The organism is Maricaulis sp., from assembly GCF_030149425.1.
In the GTDB taxonomy this organism is placed as follows: Bacteria; Pseudomonadota; Alphaproteobacteria; order Caulobacterales; family Maricaulaceae; genus Maricaulis.
In genome coordinates, this window is sequence record NZ_JASBRQ010000034.1 from 1 (window position 1) to 21,211 (window position 21,211).

General features: G+C 62.1%; 21 protein-coding genes. 16 read left to right on the forward strand and 5 right to left on the reverse strand.

What is annotated here, in order from left to right; all coding sequences use genetic code 11:
* Window positions 1-209: 209 nt before the first annotated feature.
* A complete protein-coding gene (locus Q1V57_RS05040; RefSeq protein ID WP_300528205.1) occupies window positions 210-1,514 on the forward strand; it encodes an MFS transporter in 1,305 nt (434 codons plus the stop codon).
* Between the two features lie 77 nt (window positions 1,515-1,591).
* Window positions 1,592-3,403 (forward strand): ATP-binding protein, encoded by a 1,812-nt coding sequence (locus tag Q1V57_RS05045; protein ID WP_300528207.1) that lies wholly within the window; start codon window positions 1,592-1,594, stop codon window positions 3,401-3,403.
* On the opposite strand, the gene Q1V57_RS05050 is transcribed toward Q1V57_RS05045, so the two are convergent.
* Genes Q1V57_RS05050 through Q1V57_RS05060 form a run of 3 tightly spaced genes read right to left on the reverse strand, consistent with a single transcriptional unit; the run spans window position 3,400 to window position 6,055 of the window.
* Complete coding sequence (locus tag Q1V57_RS05050; protein ID WP_300528209.1) at window positions 3,400-4,608, reverse strand: lytic murein transglycosylase; 1,209 nt, start codon at window positions 4,606-4,608, stop codon at window positions 3,400-3,402. The two genes, Q1V57_RS05045 and Q1V57_RS05050, sit on opposite strands and share 4 nt — an antisense overlap.
* A complete protein-coding gene (locus Q1V57_RS05055; protein ID WP_300528212.1) occupies window positions 4,605-5,378 on the reverse strand; it encodes a DUF1194 domain-containing protein in 774 nt (257 codons plus the stop codon). The genes Q1V57_RS05050 and Q1V57_RS05055 overlap by 4 nt, the downstream gene beginning before the upstream one ends.
* On the reverse strand, window positions 5,375-6,055 hold the full coding sequence (locus tag Q1V57_RS05060; RefSeq protein WP_300528214.1) for a DUF1194 domain-containing protein: 681 nt from the start codon (window positions 6,053-6,055) through the stop codon (window positions 5,375-5,377). The genes Q1V57_RS05055 and Q1V57_RS05060 overlap by 4 nt, the downstream gene beginning before the upstream one ends.
* 294 nt (window positions 6,056-6,349) lie before the next feature.
* Between Q1V57_RS05060 and Q1V57_RS05065 the strand changes: the two genes are divergently transcribed.
* The 6 genes from Q1V57_RS05065 (at window position 6,350) to Q1V57_RS05090 (ending at window position 12,506) form a co-directional block, all read left to right on the forward strand.
* A complete protein-coding gene (locus tag Q1V57_RS05065) occupies window positions 6,350-7,312 on the forward strand; it encodes a hypothetical protein (protein ID WP_300528215.1) in 963 nt (320 codons plus the stop codon).
* Between the two features lie 94 nt (window positions 7,313-7,406).
* Complete coding sequence (gene ykgO / locus Q1V57_RS05070) at window positions 7,407-7,532, forward strand: type B 50S ribosomal protein L36 (protein ID WP_011644457.1); 126 nt, start codon at window positions 7,407-7,409, stop codon at window positions 7,530-7,532.
* An 88-nt stretch (window positions 7,533-7,620) separates the two neighbouring features.
* Complete coding sequence (locus Q1V57_RS05075; protein WP_300528219.1) at window positions 7,621-8,241, forward strand: HAD family phosphatase; 621 nt, start codon at window positions 7,621-7,623, stop codon at window positions 8,239-8,241.
* 137 nt (window positions 8,242-8,378) lie between these two features.
* Window positions 8,379-9,566 carry an acyl-CoA dehydrogenase family protein gene (locus tag Q1V57_RS05080; protein ID WP_300528221.1) on the forward strand — a complete coding sequence of 396 codons (1,188 nt, stop codon included), beginning with the start codon at window positions 8,379-8,381 and terminating at the stop codon, window positions 9,564-9,566.
* 5 nt (window positions 9,567-9,571) lie between these two features.
* Window positions 9,572-10,648 carry an acyl-CoA dehydrogenase family protein gene (locus Q1V57_RS05085; protein ID WP_300528224.1) on the forward strand — a complete coding sequence of 359 codons (1,077 nt, stop codon included), beginning with the start codon at window positions 9,572-9,574 and terminating at the stop codon, window positions 10,646-10,648.
* Window positions 10,649-10,718: 70 nt separating this feature from the next.
* Window positions 10,719-12,506: a hypothetical protein gene (locus Q1V57_RS05090; protein ID WP_300528227.1), complete on the forward strand. Its 1,788-nt coding sequence runs from the start codon at window positions 10,719-10,721 to the stop codon at window positions 12,504-12,506.
* 1 nt (window position 12,507) lies between these two features.
* Here the strand turns inward: Q1V57_RS05090 and Q1V57_RS05095 are convergent, their stop codons facing one another.
* Window positions 12,508-13,425 carry a fatty acid desaturase gene (locus Q1V57_RS05095; protein WP_300528230.1) on the reverse strand — a complete coding sequence of 306 codons (918 nt, stop codon included), beginning with the start codon at window positions 13,423-13,425 and terminating at the stop codon, window positions 12,508-12,510.
* A gap of 121 nt (window positions 13,426-13,546) precedes the next feature.
* Here Q1V57_RS05095 and Q1V57_RS05100 point away from each other — a divergent pair, with 121 nt between their 5' ends.
* From Q1V57_RS05100 to Q1V57_RS05135, 8 genes are all read left to right on the forward strand, one after another.
* Window positions 13,547-14,155, forward strand: a complete 609-nt coding sequence (locus Q1V57_RS05100; protein WP_300528233.1) for a hypothetical protein — start codon at window positions 13,547-13,549, stop codon at window positions 14,153-14,155.
* The gene (locus Q1V57_RS05105) at window positions 14,155-15,153 is read left to right on the forward strand and encodes an alpha/beta hydrolase (RefSeq protein ID WP_300528235.1); all 999 of its coding nucleotides are present in this window, start codon (window positions 14,155-14,157) and stop codon (window positions 15,151-15,153) included. The genes Q1V57_RS05100 and Q1V57_RS05105 overlap by 1 nt, the downstream gene beginning before the upstream one ends.
* A 54-nt stretch (window positions 15,154-15,207) precedes the next feature.
* Window positions 15,208-15,495, forward strand: a complete 288-nt coding sequence (locus Q1V57_RS05110) for a DUF2312 domain-containing protein (RefSeq protein ID WP_300528237.1) — start codon at window positions 15,208-15,210, stop codon at window positions 15,493-15,495.
* Between the two features lie 76 nt (window positions 15,496-15,571).
* Entirely contained in the window at window positions 15,572-16,021 is a 450-nt protein-coding gene (locus tag Q1V57_RS05115; protein ID WP_300528239.1) for a nuclear transport factor 2 family protein, read from the forward strand.
* Between the two features lie 7 nt (window positions 16,022-16,028).
* Complete coding sequence (locus Q1V57_RS05120; protein WP_300528241.1) at window positions 16,029-16,520, forward strand: hypothetical protein; 492 nt, start codon at window positions 16,029-16,031, stop codon at window positions 16,518-16,520.
* Between the two features lie 63 nt (window positions 16,521-16,583).
* Complete coding sequence (locus tag Q1V57_RS05125; RefSeq protein ID WP_300528243.1) at window positions 16,584-18,560, forward strand: S9 family peptidase; 1,977 nt, start codon at window positions 16,584-16,586, stop codon at window positions 18,558-18,560.
* A gap of 139 nt (window positions 18,561-18,699) precedes the next feature.
* On the forward strand, window positions 18,700-19,167 hold the full coding sequence (locus Q1V57_RS05130) for a hypothetical protein (RefSeq protein ID WP_300528244.1): 468 nt from the start codon (window positions 18,700-18,702) through the stop codon (window positions 19,165-19,167).
* 26 nt (window positions 19,168-19,193) lie between these two features.
* On the forward strand, window positions 19,194-19,652 hold the full coding sequence (locus Q1V57_RS05135) for an ASCH domain-containing protein (protein WP_300528245.1): 459 nt from the start codon (window positions 19,194-19,196) through the stop codon (window positions 19,650-19,652).
* 74 nt (window positions 19,653-19,726) lie between these two features.
* On the opposite strand, the gene Q1V57_RS05140 is transcribed toward Q1V57_RS05135, so the two are convergent.
* Complete coding sequence (locus Q1V57_RS05140) at window positions 19,727-21,184, reverse strand: sigma-54 dependent transcriptional regulator (RefSeq protein ID WP_300528247.1); 1,458 nt, start codon at window positions 21,182-21,184, stop codon at window positions 19,727-19,729.
* Between the last annotated feature and the right edge of the window lie 27 nt (window positions 21,185-21,211).

A 21,211-nucleotide genomic window follows, 5' to 3' on the forward strand; every position in this document is an offset into this window, starting at 1 on the left:
ACACGACCACAATGCCGATAATCTGGAACATCTACCCGTCCACCTGTGCTTTCGGACCTCATTTATTCGTCCGATTAAGGCGCACTATGACCGGTTAAGCTTAATGTCCCGTTGAATAAGGGTTATCAGGAGGTTTATTCCGGCGGCGAATATCCGGTATCCACACCGCTTGCATGGACTTCGCGGCAAATTCGGATACCTCTGGCGCCATGAGCGCGCCCTATGATCCGCCTGATCCCTATGATCCCTCGCATCCGTCATCAGAAGATGAACGCCGGGCCGCTTTTCGCCTGCTTTTCCTCTGCCTGATGGCCACAGGCATCGGCAACAATATGCTGTTTGCCATCCTGCCGCCTCTGGCCCGTGAACTCGATGTGGCGGAATACTGGGTCGGGGCGATCTATACCCTGTCCGCGGTCCTGTTCATGACCATGACCCCGATCTGGGGCGCGCTATCGGACCGCCGGGGGCGCAAACCCTTTATCGTTTTCGGCCTGTCAGCATTTTCGATCTCTACCCTGGTCTTCGCGATTGCGACCTGGGCCGGAGAGAATGCCTGGATCCCGCCGCTTGGCGCAATCTTCGCCATGGCCCTGGCCCGCGCCCTGTTCGGCTCGCTGGGCTCGGCCACCAACCCGTCGGCCCAGGCTTATGTGGCCGACCGCACCAGTCCGGCAGAGCGAACCGAGGCCCTCGCCGGCCTGACTGCCGCTTTCGGCCTCGGCGCGGTGATCGGGCCGGCCCTGGCGGCCAGTTTTGTCGAATGGCTCGGCATCGCCGCCTTTATGGTGATGATCTCGATCATCGTGGCTCTCGGTGCCTTTGCGGTCTGGCTTTACCTGCCAGAAAAAACCCCGCCCCAGGTCCAGAACCGGCCGATCAACCCGCTCAAGCAATTCGCTTTCGGGGCCGACCCGCGCATTTTCCCGTTCATGATTTACGGCGCCGTGATCTGGGTGACCCAGTCGCTGAGCCTGTCCTCGATTGCCTTCTTTATTATGGACCGGCTATCGCTGGACGAGGCCATGGGGCTGCAACTCTCCTCTATTGCCCTGGCGACCGGTGCCGGAGCGCTGATCGTGGCACAGCTGGTGGTGATCCCGGCCATGAAGGCGACGCCGCGCCTGTTGATGACGCATGGCGCCATCATCACCGTCGCCGGCTCGAGCTTCATGCTGTTCGCCAGCAATTATGGCGGTATCGTCTTCGCCTATATCCTGATCAGCTTCGCCTTCGGACTGGCGCGGTCCGGCTTCGTCGGCGGGGCCTCCATCGCGGTGAGCCCGGAAGAACAGGGTCGCGCGGCCGGACTGACGACAGCGACCGCCGGGCTTGGCTTCATCATCGGGCCGGTCGGCGGGCTGTTCCTGTTCAATCAGCTGGGCATGTTTGCCCCCTATATCGCCGCCGCTGTCCTGGCCTCAGTGGCTGTGCTGATCGCCTGGTTCCATCCCGGCATCGCCAAGGCGGCCGAGGCTGTGAAGATCAAACCGGAACCGCGCCCACCGCTCTGATCGTCGAATTTGGTCGCATTAGACTTCTCTAAACCCTGCTCTGCTAGAAGAAGCATCCGGGTGGATGAAAGTCAGCCATGAACGCCAAAGCGCTCACGCTTCGCTATATTATTGCCCTGTCGCTGATTGCCGTCATGGCGACAGCGCTTTTGGGCCTGTCGCTGGTATCCTCGCATGCCGGTTCCGAAGATGCTCGACTGATCAATGAGGCCGGGCGCCAGCGCATGCTGTCGCAGCGCATCACCATGCTGGTGTTCGAATACCATAGCGGTGAAATCACCGAGTCGGAGATACCGATCCGCGACCGGCTGGACAGCGCGATCACAACCTTTCTCACTTCGCATCAGCGTTTGATGATGGCTGCGGCCGACAGTCCGTATATCAGCGCCATCTATACCGAGGGACCACACGCGCTGGATCCGCTGTCGCATCAATTCGTGGTCGATGCCCGCGCCGCCATGGAGAGCCGTGGCTCGCGCGACATGTCGGTCCTGCTCGCCCAGGAAGCCGAGCTGATCCTGCCCCTGCTGAACGACGCTACCAACGCGTTCGAGCAGGCCGCCAATGATCGCGCCGCCCACCTCGAACGGCTGGAATGGGTCGCCTATATCATCACCCTCATCGTCCTCATGCTGGAGGCCTTCCTGATCTTCCGCCGGGCCGCTGCTTCGGTACAACGGTCGATGCGTAAGATGCGCCTGGCCCGTATCGATGCGGAAAAGGCCAATGCGACCAAGAGTACTTTCCTGGCCCAGATGAGCCATGAAATCCGCACGCCCCTGAATGGCGTGCTCGGCATGGCCGCCGCGCTGGATGCGACCAAGCTCGATGATGATCAAAAGCGAATGGTGACGACGATCTCGGCCTCCGGCGACTTGCTGCTGGCCGTGGTCAATGACGTGCTTGACCTGTCCAAGATCGAAGCCGACCAGGTCGGGCTGGAAGAGATCGACATGTCGGTCGAACAGATCCTCAACTGGGTCGACAGCGCCTTCCGCCCGGCCGCCGTCGCCAAGGGGCTCAAGCTCGATGTGAAGATCGAGGAACAGGCGCGCGGCTGGTATAAGGGCGATCCGACGCGCATGCGCCAGATCCTGTCCAACCTGGTCTCTAACGCCATCAAATTCACCGATGAGGGCGGTGTCACTGCGCGCGCCCGCGTGCTGAGCAAGCGCGCCAGTGGTGAGCATTTACTGGAATTGTCCGTGTCCGATACCGGCGTCGGCATCCCGACCGACCGCCTGGCCGCGATTTTCGACCCGTTCGAACAGGCCGATGCCTCCACCACCCGCACGCATGGTGGTACCGGGCTGGGCTTAGCCATTTCCAAACGCCTGGCCGACATGATGGGCGGCAAGGTCACCGTGACATCTTTCGAAGGCGAGGGCTCAACCTTTACCGTGACGCTGAAACTGCCGCAGGGCGAAGCGCCCGTTGTGCACAAGGAGCGCAAGCTGCAAGTAGTGGAGGGCCGGCGCCGTCTGCGCGTCCTGGTCGTCGATGATGTATCGACCAACCGCCTCGTCCTGGAATCCCTGCTGGCGCAATGCGATGTCGACACGGTCAGTGCCGGTAGCGGTCAGGAAGCGATCAATATCACGTCCAAGGAGGGCTTCGACCTGATCCTGATGGATGTGCAGATGCCGGATATGGATGGCATTGAAACGACCAAGCGGATTCGCAGCCGCGAAGCCGCCAAGGCGATGTCACCGACACCGATCATCGCGTGTACGGCGAATGTGATGCCGGAGCAGATCAATGCCTATCTGGCCGCGGGTCTCGACCGGCACCTGCCCAAACCAGTGCGCAAACCGGACCTGGAAGCCCTCATAGAGAGCTATCGCGCACCGCAAGAGGCGGATGCGGAGACCGGTCGTAAATCGGCCTAGTCGCCGAGCGGACGCCCGGTCACCGCTTCATACATCGCACTGCCGAGATATCCATCCGGAGCCATCCCGTTGGCCCGCTGGAAGGCGCGCAAAGCCCGGCGCGTATTGGGCCCGGCGATGCCGTCCGGGGTTCCCGCATTATGCCCGGCGGCATTGAGCGCGGCCTGGACTTCCCGGGTCTGGGAGCGGGTCAGCGGCACATCGCCTTCCGGCCAGTCACCGACAAAGGCGGCACCGCCCGCAATCCGGTCAGCCAGATGAGCAACCCCCAGCGCGTAGGCCGTGGAGTTGTTATAGCGCTTGATGACGCGGAAATTCGGGAAGGTCAGGAAGCCCGGACCATTGCGGCCAGCCGGCAGTTCCAGGCGCGCCGAACGCATCAGGTCGTCGGCCTGCCATTCACCGGCCGCCGGAGTTATCCCCAGCACGGCCCACTGGCTTACCAAACGGCTCGTCGTCGGGTTCCAGTCGGTCAGATCGAAGTCTTCCGAGAGCGACACTTCAACCACGGTGGGCGCCCCGCTCTGCCAGCCTTCTTCCGCAAGCAAATTGGCCGCCGATGCCACGGCATCACCAATATCGGTCCAGATATTGCGCGTCCCGTCGCCATCCCAGTCATGGGCGCGTTCCAGATAGGTGGTCGGGATGAATTGCATCTGCCCCATCGCTCCGGCCCAGGAGCCGGTGAGCTGTTCGCGGGTGGCATAGCCTTCATCGATCATCTCGGCGATGGCGATCAATTGCGCCTCGGCCCAGCTGCGGCGGCGACCATCCCAGGCCAGCGTCGCCAGCGAGCGCACCGTGTCAAAATTCCCGGTAATGGCACCAAAGGAGCTTTCCAGCCCCCAGATCGCCACCAGGGTTTCAGGTCGCACGCCGAACCGCTCGGCGACCGCATTAATCGTCTCGCCATGCTCGGCATAGGCCGAGCGGCCGTTCTGGATGCGCAGATCGGAGGCGGCGATGCCGAGATAAGACCAGATCGGCCGGACGAATTCAGGCTGGTTGCCATCGCGGTCAATGACCCGCAGATCGGCACTGAGATCATCCAGCATCAAAGCGACCGTTTCCGGGCGGGCGCCGCTCTCCAGCAACTCACCGCGAAAACCATCGCGCCAGGTGTCGAAACTCACGTCTTGCGATTGCGCGGCCGCCGGGCCAGCAAGCATCAGCGCGGCCAAGGCCGGTACGAGAATGCGTTTCATCCCTTCCCCAAAATCTGGGCCGGATCATAGCCGGCAATTTCGATGATCAATTTGCGCCGCAAAGCGTCAACGAAATCCTGATGCTCATTACTGGGCGAAATAAAGGCACCGGGACCGGCAATGACATTATTCTCGAAATAGGAGGCGACATCGATGGTCACGGTCGGCCGGAACGGGCTCTGGCGCTCGGTTTCGATGGGCAGGCCATTAATGGTCACGCCCTGGTCCACCGCACGGTCACGGGCCTGGATCAGGCTCGGCCCGGCGTTTTGCGGCCCATCGCCGGAGATATCGATGACCAGGCGCATGCCGTCATAACGATTGGTGTCGATTAGCTCGGATGCGTTGGCGATCGCGGCCCCGATCGCCGTGCGGCGCCCGGAGATGAAAGATGAGGTTGCCAGCAAGGCCGCAAAGGCCCGCGCATCCTGTTCCGTTTCGATCACCGTCCAGGGCGCGACGACCCGCTGGAAGTCGGCATCGGCCCATTCCAGATACATCACCGCGATACGGCCATATCCGCCGCTCTGAATGGCGGAGATCACATCCGGATCGGCCAGCGCCGCGACATGCCCATCACGCTGACGCCGGGCCTCGAACTCATCGATGGAGGAGGACACATCGACAGCGAGCACGAGTTCAAGATCGACCATTTCGCGTCCGTCGGCCGCATATTCCACCGGACGGCGCTCAAACGCGTTGTCGCGCGAGAAATCGCTTTCTCCGCCGCTCAGCAGGGCCGCAGCGCCGATCAGCGCAACCAGGCTCATGGCAGCAATCCCAGTTCGACCGGGGACGGTTCGGCCCCGGCGATTTCCAGTACCAGCTTGCGCAGGATGGCCTGGCGGAACTCCTCCTCGGTCCGTGCCGGCAGCACGAAGGAGGATGGTCCGGTCACCACATTGTCCTGGAAATAGCCTTCCAGATTGATCTCGGCGCGCAACAGGGTCTGGCCCTCGGTGATCACCGGCAGACCATTGACGGTGATCCCGGCCTCGTCGGCCCGGGCGCGGGCAACATCGAGCGGCAGGCCCTGGTTTTGCGGCCCGTCACCGGAGATATCGATAATCATGCGCGGGGCGGAATAGGCATTGGTTTCAATGCGGGTCACCGCATCGTCAATGGCCGCACCTATGGCGGTATAACTGCCTTTTTCCAGCGGCGCGGCTGCGACCTGGGCAGCAAAGGCCAGCGCCGCTTCCTCACTGTCGATCAGGGCCCAGTCGGCGGCCGGGCGCTGCAAGCGTGCATCGGCCCATTCGACATAGGTCACCGCAATACGGCCCCATGGCCCGCCCTGGATCGCGTCGATGACTTCCGGCGAGGCCAGAGCCGCGACATAGCCCTCGCGCTGGCGCCGCGCCTCTTCTTCATCCACGGAATGGGAGATATCGACAGCAAGCACCAGCTCGACATCGACCTCGGTCAATCCCGTCTGTGCCGTCACCGGCGCCGCCATAAAGAAAGCGGCCGCGCAGGCCGCCGCCGCTGTTACTAACCTGAGCCTCATGGGCGCAAACTAGGTGTGCGGCGAGCGGCGGGCAACTGACGAAGTGGTAAGGCATCCGATTATGCTGCGCCAGCAAGCACCGGCGTTGCAGCCGCGCCACGATAGAGCGGATTCCGCACGCCGCGACTCGCCGCGGGCACGATGCTTGTATAGGCTGTAGCGGAAAGACAGTACCGGCACAGCTTGCGGGGATGGACAAGCGCGCCGCGTGGAACACTAAGGGGTAGTTGGATGTTGGGTGTGATCACCGGTCTTGGACTGGTTGGCTGGGGCGGTGTAGCCGCCATCGGCGGTCTGCTTGGCGGCGCTGTGGCGCTGCAGCGCGGTATGTCCAAGAAAGGCAAGGACAAGGCGAAACCGGCCAAGGGCGAGAGCGTCATGCTCGATCCGGGCGGGGAAGAAAAATCGCCCATGGAGGTCTGGAAACAATCCGTCGCCACCCGGGTGAAGAGCTTCGAATCAAAGCGCTCGAGCACGGTCATCCAGATCGTTCACCACGCCCCCAATGATTATGTCGACAATGAAACCGCCATCGAGGTGATCGACATTCTGCGCAAGGCCCCCAAGGGCGGTGCCATTGACGTCATCCTGCATACGCCGGGCGGCGTCTCCTCGGCGACGCAGCAAATCCTGCACGCGCTGAAAGAGCACAAGGGCCCCAAGACCGCCTTCGTCCCCTACCGCGCCAAGTCTGCCGGTACGATGATTGCCATGGCCTGCGACCAGATCGTGATGGGCTCCAGCGCCCAGCTCGGTCCGATCGACCCGCAATATTCCTGGCTGCCGGCACAATTCCTCGCCGAGCTGCCTGCCGACAAGAATCCGGACCGCATGCAGGACGAGATCCTGGTGTTGTCGAAAATGGCCAAGCAGGCGATGCGCGAAGCCCGCCGGTTTGCCTGCGAATACGTCAATGACGCGCACAAGGACCAATCCGGCAGTTGTTCGCTGACCGACGATCTCGTCGGGGGCGGCCGCAATCATGATTATCCGATCCTGCCGCATGAGGCGAAAGAGTTCGGTCTCAACGTCTCCACAGACCTGCCGGAGCTGGCCTACGACATCTGCCAGCCGCCGCCCAAGGACGAGCCCTTCCTGATCTTTTCCATGTTCAATTCGCAGAACGGTGAACAGCAGGTGGAGCGTCCGCAGCAGAGCCCGGCCGGCCCGTTCGGGGATAACGGCTTCCGCTAGGGTGCAAAGCGCAGTTTTTGCGTTGACAGTCGAGCGGGCCTTGTGTACCTCCCGCGCTCCTTATTTATCTTGAAGTGAACCCGAAGGCCGAACGATGAAAGTCCGCAGCTCGATCAAATCGCTGAAGAACCGCCACCGCGATTGCCAGGTCGTGAAGCGTCGCGGCCGTGTCTATGTGATCAACAAGACCGATCCGCGCTTCAAGGCACGCGCTGGCTAGTTACAGCCACGCCGCTCATTAGAGCGCTTGACGAACACGAACCCGCGTACGACCTGTACGCGGGTTTGTTGTATTCCGGAGCTGCCTCATGGCGACCAAAGCCGTCTTGTGGGATCTCGGCAACGTCCTCCTGGACTGGTCGCCGGCCTATCTCTATCGCGAACATTTCGAGGATGAGGGCGAGCTCAAGCACTTCCTCGAAGAGGTCTGCACCATGGCCTGGCATGCCGAGCATGACCGCGGCGTGCCCATGGCCGAGAATCGCAAACATCTGATCGCGCAATACCCGCATTATGAAGAACAGATCCGCGCCTGGGAGACCGGTGTGGACCGCATGGTGTCCGGTACAATCCCCGGCACCGAACAGGCGATGCATGCCCTCAATGCCCGCGGCGTGGCGCAATACGCGCTGACCAATCTGCCGGCCGAGTGGACCGACTATGTCATCAATGGCTTTGCGCCCATGAAGCATATGCGCGACGTCGTCGTCTCGGCCCATGAAGGCGTGATCAAGCCGGACCGGCGCATTTACGAGATCACCGCAGACCGGATCGATTTCGAACCGTCCGAGGTCGTCTTCTTCGATGACCGCGCCAGCAATGTCGAAGCCGCCCGCGCCTTTGGCTTTGATGCCGAGGTCTTTGAAGGCAGCAAAAAGCTGCACGCGGACCTGAAAAAGCGCGGTCTTCTGAGCGAAACTGACATTTGACGTCAACGTAAAGCTACCTAGGCGGTTCCCTTCCGCGAGTTTTGCGCCAATTATCTCCTCCGAAACGCGTGTGCAGGTCCGGCCAACGGATCGCACGCATCGGCTCCAAAGCGGGCCGGTCGATATGGAGGAGACGCATGGATCTCAATTTTACCGCGGAAGAAGATGCTTTCCGCGCCGAAGTCCGCCAGTTCCTGAAGGATAATCTGTCCGACGAGATCGTCGCCAAGATGCGCGGCATGGAAGAGCTGACCAAGGAAGACCTGGAAAACTGGCATGCCACGCTGCAGAGCCGCAACTGGCTGGCCGCCGGCTGGCCGGTCCAACATGGCGGCCCCGGCTGGAACGCCACCCAGCGCCACATCTTCGACGAAGAGTGCAGCGCCGCCAACGCGCCGCGCATCGTCCCCTTCGGTCTCGGCATGTTGGGTCCGGTGCTGCTGAAATTCGGCACGGAAGAGCAGAAAGCGGAAATCCTGCCGCGTATTCTCGATGGCAGTGACTGGTGGTGCCAGGGCTATTCCGAGCCGGGCGCCGGCTCCGACCTCGCCAGCCTGAAAACCAAGGCCGAGCGCGATGGCGATGATTACATCATCAATGGCCAGAAGACCTGGACCACGCTGGGCCAGTTCGCCAACAAGATCTTCTGCCTGGTGCGCACCTCCTCCGAGGGCAAGCCGCAGGAAGGCATTTCCTTCGTCCTCGTCGATCTCGACACGCCGGGCATTGAGATGCGCCCGATCCGCCTGCTCGAGGGTGGCTATGAGGTCAATGAAGTCTTCTTCACCGATGTGCGCGTGCCGGTTGCCAATCGCGTGGGCGAGGAGAATGAAGGCTGGACCATCGCCAAATACCTTCTCACCCACGAACGGACCAATATCGCCGGTGTCGGTGCCTCGACCCAGGCTCTGGCCGAGCTGAAAATGCTCGCCGCCAAGGTCTCGCGCAAAGGCAAGCCGCTCAGCATCGATCCGATCTTCATGGCCAAGGTCGCGGAAACCGAGATCGACCTGGAAGCCATGCGCATCACCAATCTGCGCATGCTCTCGGCCGATGCGACGGGCCGCGAAGCCGGCACGGTGTCGTCCATGCTGAAGATCAAGGGCACAGTAATCCGCCAGTCGATCAACGACCTGGCCCGCCGCGCCCTCGGCCCGGCCGCCTGCCCCTTCCCGTCGGAAGAAGTGATCGGCAATCTCGCCGTCGCCCCGCCGGAGGCGGCCCGGAATGCTGCGGATTACTTCAATAACCGCAAGCTCTCCATCTTCGGTGGGTCGAACGAGATCCAGCGCAACATCATCACCAAGAACCTGTTCGGAGCCTGATCGCTATGGATTTCACGCACACTGAAGACCGGCGCATGATCTCTGACAGCCTGCGCCGCTATCTCGCCGACCAGTACGGCATCGAACACCGCAACCAGGCCGCCTATGAGGCGCCCTTCCACGACACCGGCAAATGGGCCGAACTCGCCGAGCTCGGCATTCTCGGCGCCCTCGTGACTGAGGACCAGGGCGGTTTCGGCGGTCACGGGTTCGATATCGCCGTGGTGTTCGAGGAACTCGGTCGTGGTCTCTGCCCGGAGCCGGTGCTCGGCAATCTCCTGGCCCTGCGCCTTTATGCCGCCCTGGGCCAGACCGAGCGCGTCGACGCCATCATTGCCGGTACGGCCCGCGCGGCGGTTGCCGTGCACGAGACGGATGCTTTCGTTGACCTCGACGAGATCGCGATCACCGCGAACGGATCCGGCGACAGCGTCACCCTGACCGGCCGCAAGAGCGTGGTCTATGGCGGCAATAGCGCCGACCATATCCTGGTCGTGGCCAAGAACGCATCCGGCCTCGGTCTTTACGAGATCGCACCGGGCGATGCCGAGGTTATGGGCTATGCCATGATCGATGGCGGCGGTGCCGCCGAGGTCATTCTGGAAAACACCCAGGCGACGACGCTGAGCGAAGATGCCCGCGGCATCATCGAAGCCGCCCTCGATGCCGGCCGCCTCGCCCTGTGCGCCGAAGCTGTGGGTATCATGGACGTGCTGCGGGATACGGTGAAGGACTACCTCCTCCAGCGTCAGCAATTCGGCCGCCCGATCGCCCTCTTCCAGGCCCTGCAGCACCGCCTCGTCGATTTCTCCATCGAGATCGAACAGGCCCGCTCCATCGTGATCCTGGCGGCTTCCAAGCTCGACGCCGAGGATCGCGCCCTGCACATCGCCCGCGCCAAAAACCTGATCGGCCGCGCCGGCAAGCTGGTGGCCGAGGAAGCCATCCAGATGCATGGCGGTATCGGCATGACCTGGGAGTACGGCGCCTCGCACTATGCCAAGCGTCTGATCATGCTCGACGCCCAGCTCGGCGACACCGAAGACCAGCTCCGCACTTCGATGGAACTGGCCGCGGCTTAAGCGCCGATCACGGTTGTATTCCCCCCGCTGGCGCGCAATGGTCGGGCCAGCGGGCGGGACACCAGACATCATGAGTCATCCCAGTAATCTGCCCCGCCCATTGGCGGGGTTTTTGATTTTCAATTATGTGGCGCTGCTTGGCGGCGCGGCCGCTCTGCTGCTGCGTCCGGAGCTGAGTGAGCTCCTGGCGCTGCACGTCTATACCGCACCGCTACTGGCTTTGCTCCTGGCCCTCAACGCCATGGTGCTTGGCCTGTCGTCGGCGGCGCTGAAGTTCAAGTTTAGCGAGCGCTATCTTGGCGGCTGGGTGTTGGGGGTGGCGTGGAGCGCGGCAACCCTTATGGCCGTACTGGACGGCTGGCTCGCCTGGCAGGTATTCGCCGAGGCCCGTCTGCACGACAAGGCCTGGCTATTGGCCCTGGTAATACCGGCCACCGCGCAGAGCCTGATCGTTCTGCGACTCAGCCGCGAGAAAAAGCCCGCGTCCGCCGAAAACATGAACGCTGGCGAGATTGTCGCCCTGGAACGCGAACTCGACGAGCAGTTCGAACCTGAGACAGCCCCGGAGCCAGCCCAGAAACAACCTTGGTGGCGCAAGATTATTGCCTATCCGCTAGCCTTTGCCCCTTGGGCGCTCATGGTCTTTCTCGGTGCGCAATTAGCGCTGGTCGGCGCCGGCACCGCCTATGTCCTGGGCCTAGTCTTGCGGAATGCCCTCATCCAGGACCAGGTTATCCCACCACGCAACATGCCCGAATTCGTCAGCAGTCTGATTGATAGCATCAGCGGGCGCTATATCGATCTAGCTCTAGCGTTGCTGAAGTGGTCGGCCTTCTTTGTCGGCATGATGCTCGTCCTCGTGCCGATTGTCGGGCTCCTCGTTTACGGCCTTTTCGCATTGTTCGGCTGGATCTGGTCGCTGTTTCAGCGGCAGCCGCTAGGGGACTTGTCAGAACAACAAGCCGCCGAGCGCGAAAACGCGCTCGAGAACATGATCAGCTGGCTCCAGTCCCGGCCCAAAGTGCCCGGGGCTCTCTGGGTCTGGCTCGTGCATTTCGTAGCCTCAATGCTCTTGGCCTTACTCGGCCTTGCCCTTGCAGTCGGAATATCGGTGGAGTTTGTCTCGAACCAGCTTTATCCGCTGGCCGATGAGATATGGCGTGATAGGACATTTTTCATATCGATGGTCGTCGCCTTTCCGCTTGGCCTAACTGCAGCGATAGCATGGGCAACAGCAGGCTATCAGAACATTCCCGGGCTCAAGCAGATCGCACTCTCGCAGACGCGGAGCAATCTTGAAAATAAGCCCTACCTGACGACAAATGAATGGCGCGCGACAATTGAAAGCGCGCTTATCAACGGCTGGTATGACTTTCGCGCGCCTTTTGATCCGGCTGCGTTCCACCGGCGCTGGGTCCAGCGATCTCTCAACGGATTTCGTACGGCCGCACTGGCGGCCGCGCCGGCTCTGGCATTGCTAATAGCCTGGGACGCCATGTCCTTTCGTGCCTGGGCACCAACAGCCATTCATTACTCTCGTTGGTTCGAGGTCACGGTCCAGCAACGCCCTTATATCGATGCGATTGCTGTTGAGACCGATTGCGTCATCTACACAGACGACGGCGAGACGAAGACCCGTCAAACCTATGCTGTCGTGTTTGAGGCTGAGCAGCGTTTCGAGACCCGGCTGCGCCCGACCGGCAGACGGATGGACCAGATTGCTCCGGTCCATGCGGCGCTCCTTGCGACTGATATACCGTTTGAGAGCGGTGAAAACGTGCAGGAATGCTACGCCTTGCTCCGAGGGCGCTATGGAGCCGACGCGGAACCCTTGATCAACCTGCTCGAAGGCCGCTGACCTACTCCGCCGGCGCCGCGCCCGGTGTATCGATCGGGCCGGCTTGTGGGACCACGCCTTCGTCATGGCGCGCGCCCTTGGCTTCAAGCACGGGGCGGATACGGGTGTAGAGGCGCTGGTAGTTGTAGAACGGCACCGAGGGCCAGAGATGGTGCATCAGATGCCAGTTCTGCCACAGGAAAGGCAGGTTGAGCCAGGCGCGCCCGGTATTGCGGGTCGCGGTATAGCGGCCGGTTTCCTTGAACGGATGGTGCGGCAGCCACTGGAACAGGATGACCAGCAGGTTGAGCGCGATCAGCAGCGGCAGATAGTAGAGCGCCAGCACTTCCCAGCCGAACCCGGCTATGACCAGGGCCCACATGACGCCGACCCAGATCCAATTGGCGACATGATACTGGATCCGCTCGGAGCGGGTCATGATCGGGTCGGCGGCGATGTATCCGCGTGACAGGGTGCGGTCGCGGAAGATGAGCTGCAGCGCCTTGACCGGGAAAATCTGCAGCGCCCAGCTGATCAGATTGCGCAGCAGGAGCCGCGGTAAGCTCATCTTGACGTAGGTGTCGGGATCCTTGTCGGTATTGACGAAGGAATGATGATGCTTGTGGGTCCGTTCGAGCAGCGGATAGGGCGTGAACAGGGCGAAAGAGCCGTACCAGCCAATTGCCGTATGCACCCAGCCCAGCTGACGATTGCGCACGATATTGCCGTGAATGCTCTCATGCACCAGCGTGTAATGGGCATAGGTCGTATAGCCGAGCGGGATGATCAGGGCCCAGAGCGGCACGAGCCCTGCGAGACCGGCATAGACCATGCCCCAATGCACGCTCGCGAGCCCCGCAAGGAAAGCCAGGGTCGGCCAGGCCACATCCGGGGACAGGGCCTTGGCTTCGGTCTTCTCATTGATCTGAACATCAGCCATGGAGAAAAGAGTAAACAGTGTTCACTTTTTTGCAAGCCAAACCCGGGCGATTGCTTAAATCTCAGTCATACTAGCGTCTTGCAGGCTGGACCCGGGCCATATTCGAGCTATCCTGCCGATCATGCTTACGCTTTTCGCCAGCCTGGCCCTGCTTGTTCAGGACGCCCCGCAGACCGAGCCCGTACAAGACGCGCCGGATGCGGTGGAGATCGATGCCGACCCGCTGGCACCGGGTTTTGAATTCCAGTCGCCCGAGGAACGCCTCGCCGAGCGCCTCGACGCCCTGGCTCAAGCCAGCGAAACCGAGGCGGCCGCTCTGGTCGATGAAATCCATGCGCTCTGGGCCCATTCCGGATCCGATACAGTCTCACTCCTGATGGATCGTGGCCGGGGTGCGGAAGTCGCGGGCAATGAAGACATCGCTGCGCGCATGTATGACCATGTCACCCGCCTCGCCCCGGATTATGCCGAAGGCTGGCTCGCCGCGGGCCGGGTCGCCGCAGGATTTGAAGACTGGTCCTATGCGCTGGAAACCCTCAACCAGGCCCTGACCATCGAGCCGCGCCGCTATGACGCCTATATGTCGGTCGGCCAGGTGCTTGAAGCAGCCGAGGCCTGGGACGCAGCGCTCGATGCCTATAACGAGGTGCTCGAAATCTACCCGGCCTTCCAGCCCGCCGTGGACGCCAAGAACCGGCTCGAAGCCGCAGCGGCCGGACGCGCTCTGTAATGGGTGCGATGAGCGGCCTCATGGCGCTCGGCGCCCTCGGCCTGATCCTCGCTTTGAGCGTTCTGCTTGCCGGTTTCATTGCCAGCCGGACCCACAAGGCGATCGAAGAGGAATTCGGGCCCGACGGGGAATTCATCACCGTCAACGGAACGAGAATGCATTATCGCCATAGTGGCGACAAAACCCTGCCGGCCGTGCTCGTCCTGCACGGCGCCGCCTCCAATCTGGAAGAACCTTACGCGGCCCTGGGCGATACGCTCGCCGATCATCACATGATCTGGCTCGACCGCCCCGGCCTGGGCTGGAGCGAACGGCCGGACGGCCCATGGAACCCGGAGCGCGAAGCCGGGTTGATCATGGCCTTCCTGACGGCGATCGGGGTCGAACAGGTCACCATTCTCGGCCATTCCTGGGGCGGAGCGATCGCCATGCGAACAGCGCTCGATCATCCCGCCCGGGTGCGCTCACTGGTGCTGATCGCACCGGCGCTGAGTGCCTGGATTGGCGAAGCGGCGTGGTTCAACAAGGCCAGTTTCTGGCCCGGTTTCGGCCCGCTGATCTCCCGCCTCATCGTCCCCCTGACCGGCAAGGGCCAGATGGAGAAAGGCGCCATCAACGCGTTTCACCCCGAACCAGTCCCCGCGGACTATTCCAAACGCACCAAACTGAACCTGCTCCTCCGGCCGCATACCTGGCTCTACAATGCCGCGGACATGCGGGATGTGAATTTGCACCTGGAACAGCAGGAACCGCATTACCACCGCATCGAACAGCGCACGATCATCCTCGCCGGCAAGGCCGATACCGTGCTCTGGAGCCATCGTCATTCCGGCGTGACGGCGAGCCGCATGCCGCGCGGCGAGCTGCGCTATATCAAGGACGCTGGCCATAATCTGCATCATCACCGCCAGGCAGACGTGGCGCAGGCGATCCGCGAGGCTATCGACGAGGCCGAAGCGCTGTCCAATGTGGTGGAAATAGCAGATCGCAGCGCTTGAGCCTTTCTTACCTGAGCACTAGTGTCTGCCGCCTTGTCCTAGCGAGGTTTGACCATGGCATTCACCGACCCCCTCAATGAAACCGAAACCGTTGATCAGTCCGACGCCATCGGCGGTGCTGCGCGCGACCAGATCAAGGCTTTCGTCGCCCGTATCGAGCGGCTTGAGGAAGACAAGGCCAATGTCATGGCGGACATGAAAGAGGTCTATGCCGAGGCCAAATCCATGGGTTTCGACACCAAAATCCTGCGCAAGGTCGTCTCCCTGCGCAAGGTCGACCGCCGCGAGCGCCAGGAAACCGAAGCCTTGCTCGAACTCTATATGGGTGCGGTTGAAAGCTAGGCTCACGCTTTTGTCAGTTTCGTCGCCCTGTCACTCGCCCTAGCTTGCCGGCGGGATGCGGGGCGAGGAGACAGACATGCACAAATTTCTCACCCTTATCGGCCTCGTGGCCGCACTGGCCAGTCCGGCCCTGGCCCAGGACGATGCCGACAACGACAGCGAAACCGGCAGCGGCACCGAGGGCGTGCGCGCTGCGGTCATGGCCTATTTCAACGCCGGAAATCAGGGCGATGCCGATCTCGCCCGCCAAGCCTTCTACACTGAGGAAGGTGTGATGTTCATTCATCGCAGCGATGCCGACGGCGACCGGGTCGAGCCGATGAATCTGGGCGATTTCGCCGACCGGTTCGGCCGCGCCAACCCGGACCGTAACATCACCTTCCACGACATTACCGTGTCCCAGGGCCATGTCGCCTCGGCCCATATCACCATCGATTTCGGTGAGCGGACCGTCGACGACATGTTCCTGCTTTACAATATCAATGGCGAATGGAAGATCGTGGCCAAGGCTATGGCGTGGTATTAGAGGGCGTATGCCCCGGGAAATCGACGACAAGAAAACACGCAAGGCGCTGCGGCGCCTTGCCCGCGCCAAGCGCGCGGCAGAGCAATCGGACACGCCCGAAGCTCAATTGTCGGAGTGGGAAGACGAGTTTATCGGCTCGCTGGAGGAACGGCTCGACAAGTTCGGCTCGGCCTTCAACGACCCCGATAAAGGCAATCTCGATGACGCCCTGTCCGCCCGCCAGTCGGTCAAGCTGCGCGAGATTGAAAAGAAGGCCAAGGGCAAGGGCAAGGGTCGCAAGCCGATGTCACGCGGCTCCGGTTTCAAACGCAAATCCCCAAGCGGGGGCGGACGCAGCCGGGATATCAATGACGACATCATCGCCCCGGTCGAGGACAGTCCTGGCCGCGAACCGCCGGCGGCACCTGCCGCTGACGCCGCGCCGGCCCCGGCGCCGCAAACGCCGGCTCCGACAGGCTTCAAGCCGGTCATCATCGAGGGCGGCAAGCTGAAATCCTGAGCCTGCTTGTTCGCCAAGGCCGCGGACCTATAGTCTTTGCCCGAGGCTGAAGGGAGAGACGCCATGTTCCGCACATTGATGCTTGTCGCTTCCATCGGAGCGCTCGGCGCGCCGGTCATGGCGCAAACCACCAATATTGCCGGCGGGGCCGCCGGTGCGGATATGAGCCTGGAGGCGATCTCGCCGGAAAGCGAAGCCGTCAGCGTCGGCCTGGCCGGCGACAGCCCGGCTGACATCGCCCGCTTTCTTCTCGCCAGCGGTGCCGGCGGCGGTCAAATCTCACCGGATGGCAGCCAGATCGCGTTTTCCTCGCGCGTCACCGGCATCAATCAGCTCTGGATCGTCGAGGCCGAAGGTGGCCAGCCGCGCCAGCTGACCTTTGGTAACGGCATCACCTTCTTCCGCTGGGCGCCGGACGGTTCGGGCCTGCTCTATGGCGCCGATAATGACGGCAATGAACGCCCCGCCTATTACATGATTTCCGCTGATGGCCGGCGCGAATTCCTGGCCCTGGCCGCAACCGAGAACGGTTTCAGAAGTTTTGGCGATTTTGCCGGCGACGCCAATACCATCGTCTATGCCTCGACCGAGCGGAACGGGCTGGATTTCGACGTCTACCTGGCCGAGATCGACGGCGCCGAGCCGCAAATCCTGTTCGAAGGCGTGTTCGGCTATTTCGCCCGCACCGTTGCGCCGAGCGGCGAGAAAGTCATCGTCACCGAGACCGTTGGCGAGGACAGCGACAATCTTTATCTTCTGCGCCTGACCAATGGCGAGATCTACCCGATCTCGACCCCGGAGCCGCGCGCCAACCATGGTGATGGCGGCTTCGCCTGGCGCCAGGATGGCAGCGGTTTCTACCTCGCGACCAATCGCGACCGCGAGTTTTCTGCCCTGAGTTTTTACGACATGGCGTCCGGCGAAATTCAGACCATCGCCGCTGCTGACGCCGATGCCGGCAATGTCTCTTTGTGCGGCGAGGATGATCGCTGGGTGGTCTGGACCACCAATCATGACGGGTTTTCCCAGCTCAATGCCATGGAGCGGGTCAGCGGCGATCGTCTCGACGTGCCCGACCTGCCGGAAGGCGTTTACGGCGTGGATTGCTCGACCTCCTCCAGCCGCGTTGCCCTGACCATTAATGGCTGGCGCACCCCGGGCGCGCTGCGCGTATGGGATATGGACAGCGGGGAGGTGTTTGAAAGCTTCAACCCGAACCTGGCCGGGCTCGATGCGCGCCGCCTGGTGCGTCCGGAGAGCGTGCGCATCACCGCCCGCGACGGGGTCGAGCTGCAGGGCCTGCTCTACCTGCCCGAAGGCGCGTCAGCGGCCAATCCCGCCCCCCTCCTGATGGAGGTTCATGGCGGACCAACGGCCCAGTCCAGGGCCAGCTGGGATGCGATCGTGCAATACCACGTCAATCGCGGCGTCGCTGTGTTTGAACCAAATGTGCGCGGCTCTACGGGGTTCGGACGCACCTACACCACGCTCGACGACCAGGAGAACCGCCTCGACTCGATCCGCGATCTGGTCGACATGCTGGCCCATTTTGAGGGCGATGCCAGGATCGATGCCTCGCGTGCGGCCGTGTCCGGCGGCTCCTATGGCGGTTATGCGGTCAATGCCGTGCTGGCTAACTTCCCCGGTCATTTCATCGCCGGCGTCTCACGCTATGGCGTCGCCGACTGGGTCACCGCGCTGGAGGTCGCCTCGCCGGCCCTGAAGGCCGCTGACCGGATCGAATACGGCGATATCACCGAACAGCGCTGGCAGGATTTCTATACCGAACAATCGCCCATCCGGCAGGCCGATCAGATCGATGTCCCGGTGCTCTATTCGCACGGTGTGATGGATCCGCGGATCGATATCGCCGAAACCGAAGTCATGGTCCGGACGCTGCGTGAAAACGGCATTGATGCGCCATATATCCGCATCCCGGATGAAGGCCATGGCTGGCGCAAACTGTCCAACCAGCTGTTCTATTATCGCCGCCAGGCCGAGTTTATCGAACAGCAGCTGGGGGTTAGCGCAGACGATTAGCGGGGCCAGTAATCAGGCGGCAATCAGGCGGCGAATAACCAGGCAAACTGATTAGGCTTTCATTAAATTTGTAGCCAGAAACGGCGCGCCCCCCGCGCCTGCGCGCGATAGTATTCCGCAACTTGAAACGGGATCTGTCATGCACCGCGACCTGCGCCGCCTGAAATCACTCGAAAACGAGATTATCGAATGCCTCGACATCGCCATCGACTGCGGGCTTGAGGCCAATGAGGGCCAGGCCGCCTTCCGTATGGGCATGGAGCGGCTCAGCCAGGCCACCGACCTGAAAACCGACCTGATCTATGCCCCGCTGGCGGATGATCCGGCGACGCGCGACTATATCAGCCGTCTCGACGGCCAGCTCTCCGGCCTGACCGAGCGGATCGATATCCTGCGTGCCTATCTGGAAATCAGCCTGTGCTCGGACATGATCGACGCAGAGGCCGTGACCATGTCGCTGAACCGGCTCCGACGGCGCCTGCTGGTCCTGTTCCGTCGCGAAGCGGCCCTCGGCCCGGTCTATTCGTCCTGGAAAAAGCGCCACGAGGCCCCGCCCGTGGCAGCTAACTGCAATACACCCCAGCGCTCGGTGGAACTGTTCCACTAGCCCGGACATCGCGCTAGCCTGCCGGCATGACACCGCAACAGGCTGACTTCTGGCGCCGTTTCCAGGACGCGACCGGAGACACTTCGGACAAACCCTTCGATATCGACCAGTTCGGCGATAGCGAAGCCATGGGCGATGAATTGCTCGAGCTGGTGCTCGCCGGCACCAAACAGGCAACCTGCGCCCTCGCGCGCTGGTATGAAGGCCGCGAGCATCGCCCACCAAAGGTCGGAGATCTCTCCATCATCACCGATGGCCGCGGCAAGCCCCGCTGCGTCATCCGGACCACCTCGGTCGAAATCAAACCGATCACCCAGGCGGATGCGCAATTTGCCTGGGATGAGGGCGAGGGTGACCGCAGCTTCGAATGGTGGCTGCGCGAGCACATCAAATTCTGGCAGCGCGAAGCCGAGCGCGAAGGCTTTGTCTTTTCAACCGATATGGACGCCGTATTCGAACGCTTCGAACTGGTCTGGGCTCCATAAAACCTCCACCGCATAGAAAACGGGCCGCACTCCACCAGGAGCACGGCCCGCCCAAAGCCCGTGGCGGGGCAGTATCAGCCCGCCGCGCGAACGCCGTCGACGTCGAGATCGTATTCGCGCACTTTGCGATAAAGCGTCGAACGCCCAACCCCGAGACGGCGCGCCACCTCACTCATACGGCCGGCATAATTCTCGATCGCGAATTCGATCAGATCGCGTTCAATGTCTTCCAGCGAACGCAAATGTCCGCCCTCATCCATGATCTCCACCGGCATGTCGGCCATCGGCGCATTGGCGGCAATCTCGCCACCAACCGGTAGCGGCGACAGGGCCGATGCCGGAGCGCTTTCAATCGTCGGTGCGAGACCGGAGATCTGCGGGAAATCCTCTGGCTTGAGATAATCGCCATCGGCCAGGATCACCGCCCGGAAGACGGCGTTTTCCAGTTGGCGCACATTGCCCGGCCAGTCGAAATTGGCCAGCAAGGCGTGCGTTTCCGGCGCCGCATCGAGGATGGACTTGCCTTCCTGGGCATTGAAACGCCCGATGAAGTGACGCACCAGCGCCGCCACATCGTCCTTGCGCTCCCGCAGCGAGGGCACCTCGATCGGGAAGACATTGAGACGGTAGAACAGGTCTTCGCGGAAAGCCCCTTCCGCCACCTGTTCGGCCAGGTCCCGGTTGGTCGCGGAGACGATCCGCACATTGACCTTCACGGGCCGTTTGGAACCGACCGGGTCTACCTCGCCCTCTTGCAGGGCGCGCAGCAGTTTGACCTGCATGTCGAGCGGTAGCTCGCCGATCTCGTCCAGGAAAAGCGTGCCACCATCGGCTTCCTGGAACTTACCCATATGCTTGCCCACAGCCCCGGTGAAGGCGCCCTTTTCGTGACCGAAGAGCGTCGACTCCACGAGGTTTTCCGGGATCGCACCACAGTTGACCGCGACGAAAGGCGCACCAGCCCGCTTGGAGGCCGCCATGATCGACTGTGCCACCAGCTCCTTACCGACACCGCTCTCACCGGTGATCAGGATCGGAATGTCAGACTGCGCGGCACGTTCGCCCAGGCGCACCACCTGCTGCATGGCCGGCGCACCGGCAATCATGTCAGCAAAACCGAGACGGCCTTCGGCCTTCTTGGTCAGGCGTTTCACCTCGCCGGACAGGTTTTGCACCTTGAGCGCATTGCGGATCGACACCGCGATACGCTCCGGGCTCGCCGGCTTGACGAAGAAGTCGACAGCACCTGCACGCATGGCCGCAACCACCGTGTCGATGCCACCGCTGGCCGTCAGTACAATTACGGGGAGATCCGGTTGCTTTGTTTTCGCAGCCTCGAGCGTCTCCATGCCGTCTATTCCCGGCATGATCAGATCGAGCAGCATGACATCGACTCCCCCGGATGCCACACGGTCCAGAGCCACTTCGCCGCTTTCCGCGGTCTCGGCCTTGAAACCCTGCTTCTCAATCACCGCCTGCAGAAGGCGGCGTTGTGTCGGATCGTCATCGACGATCAGAACCGTTTTCACCATCACCCACGCCTTTTCGGTCGCTTATGT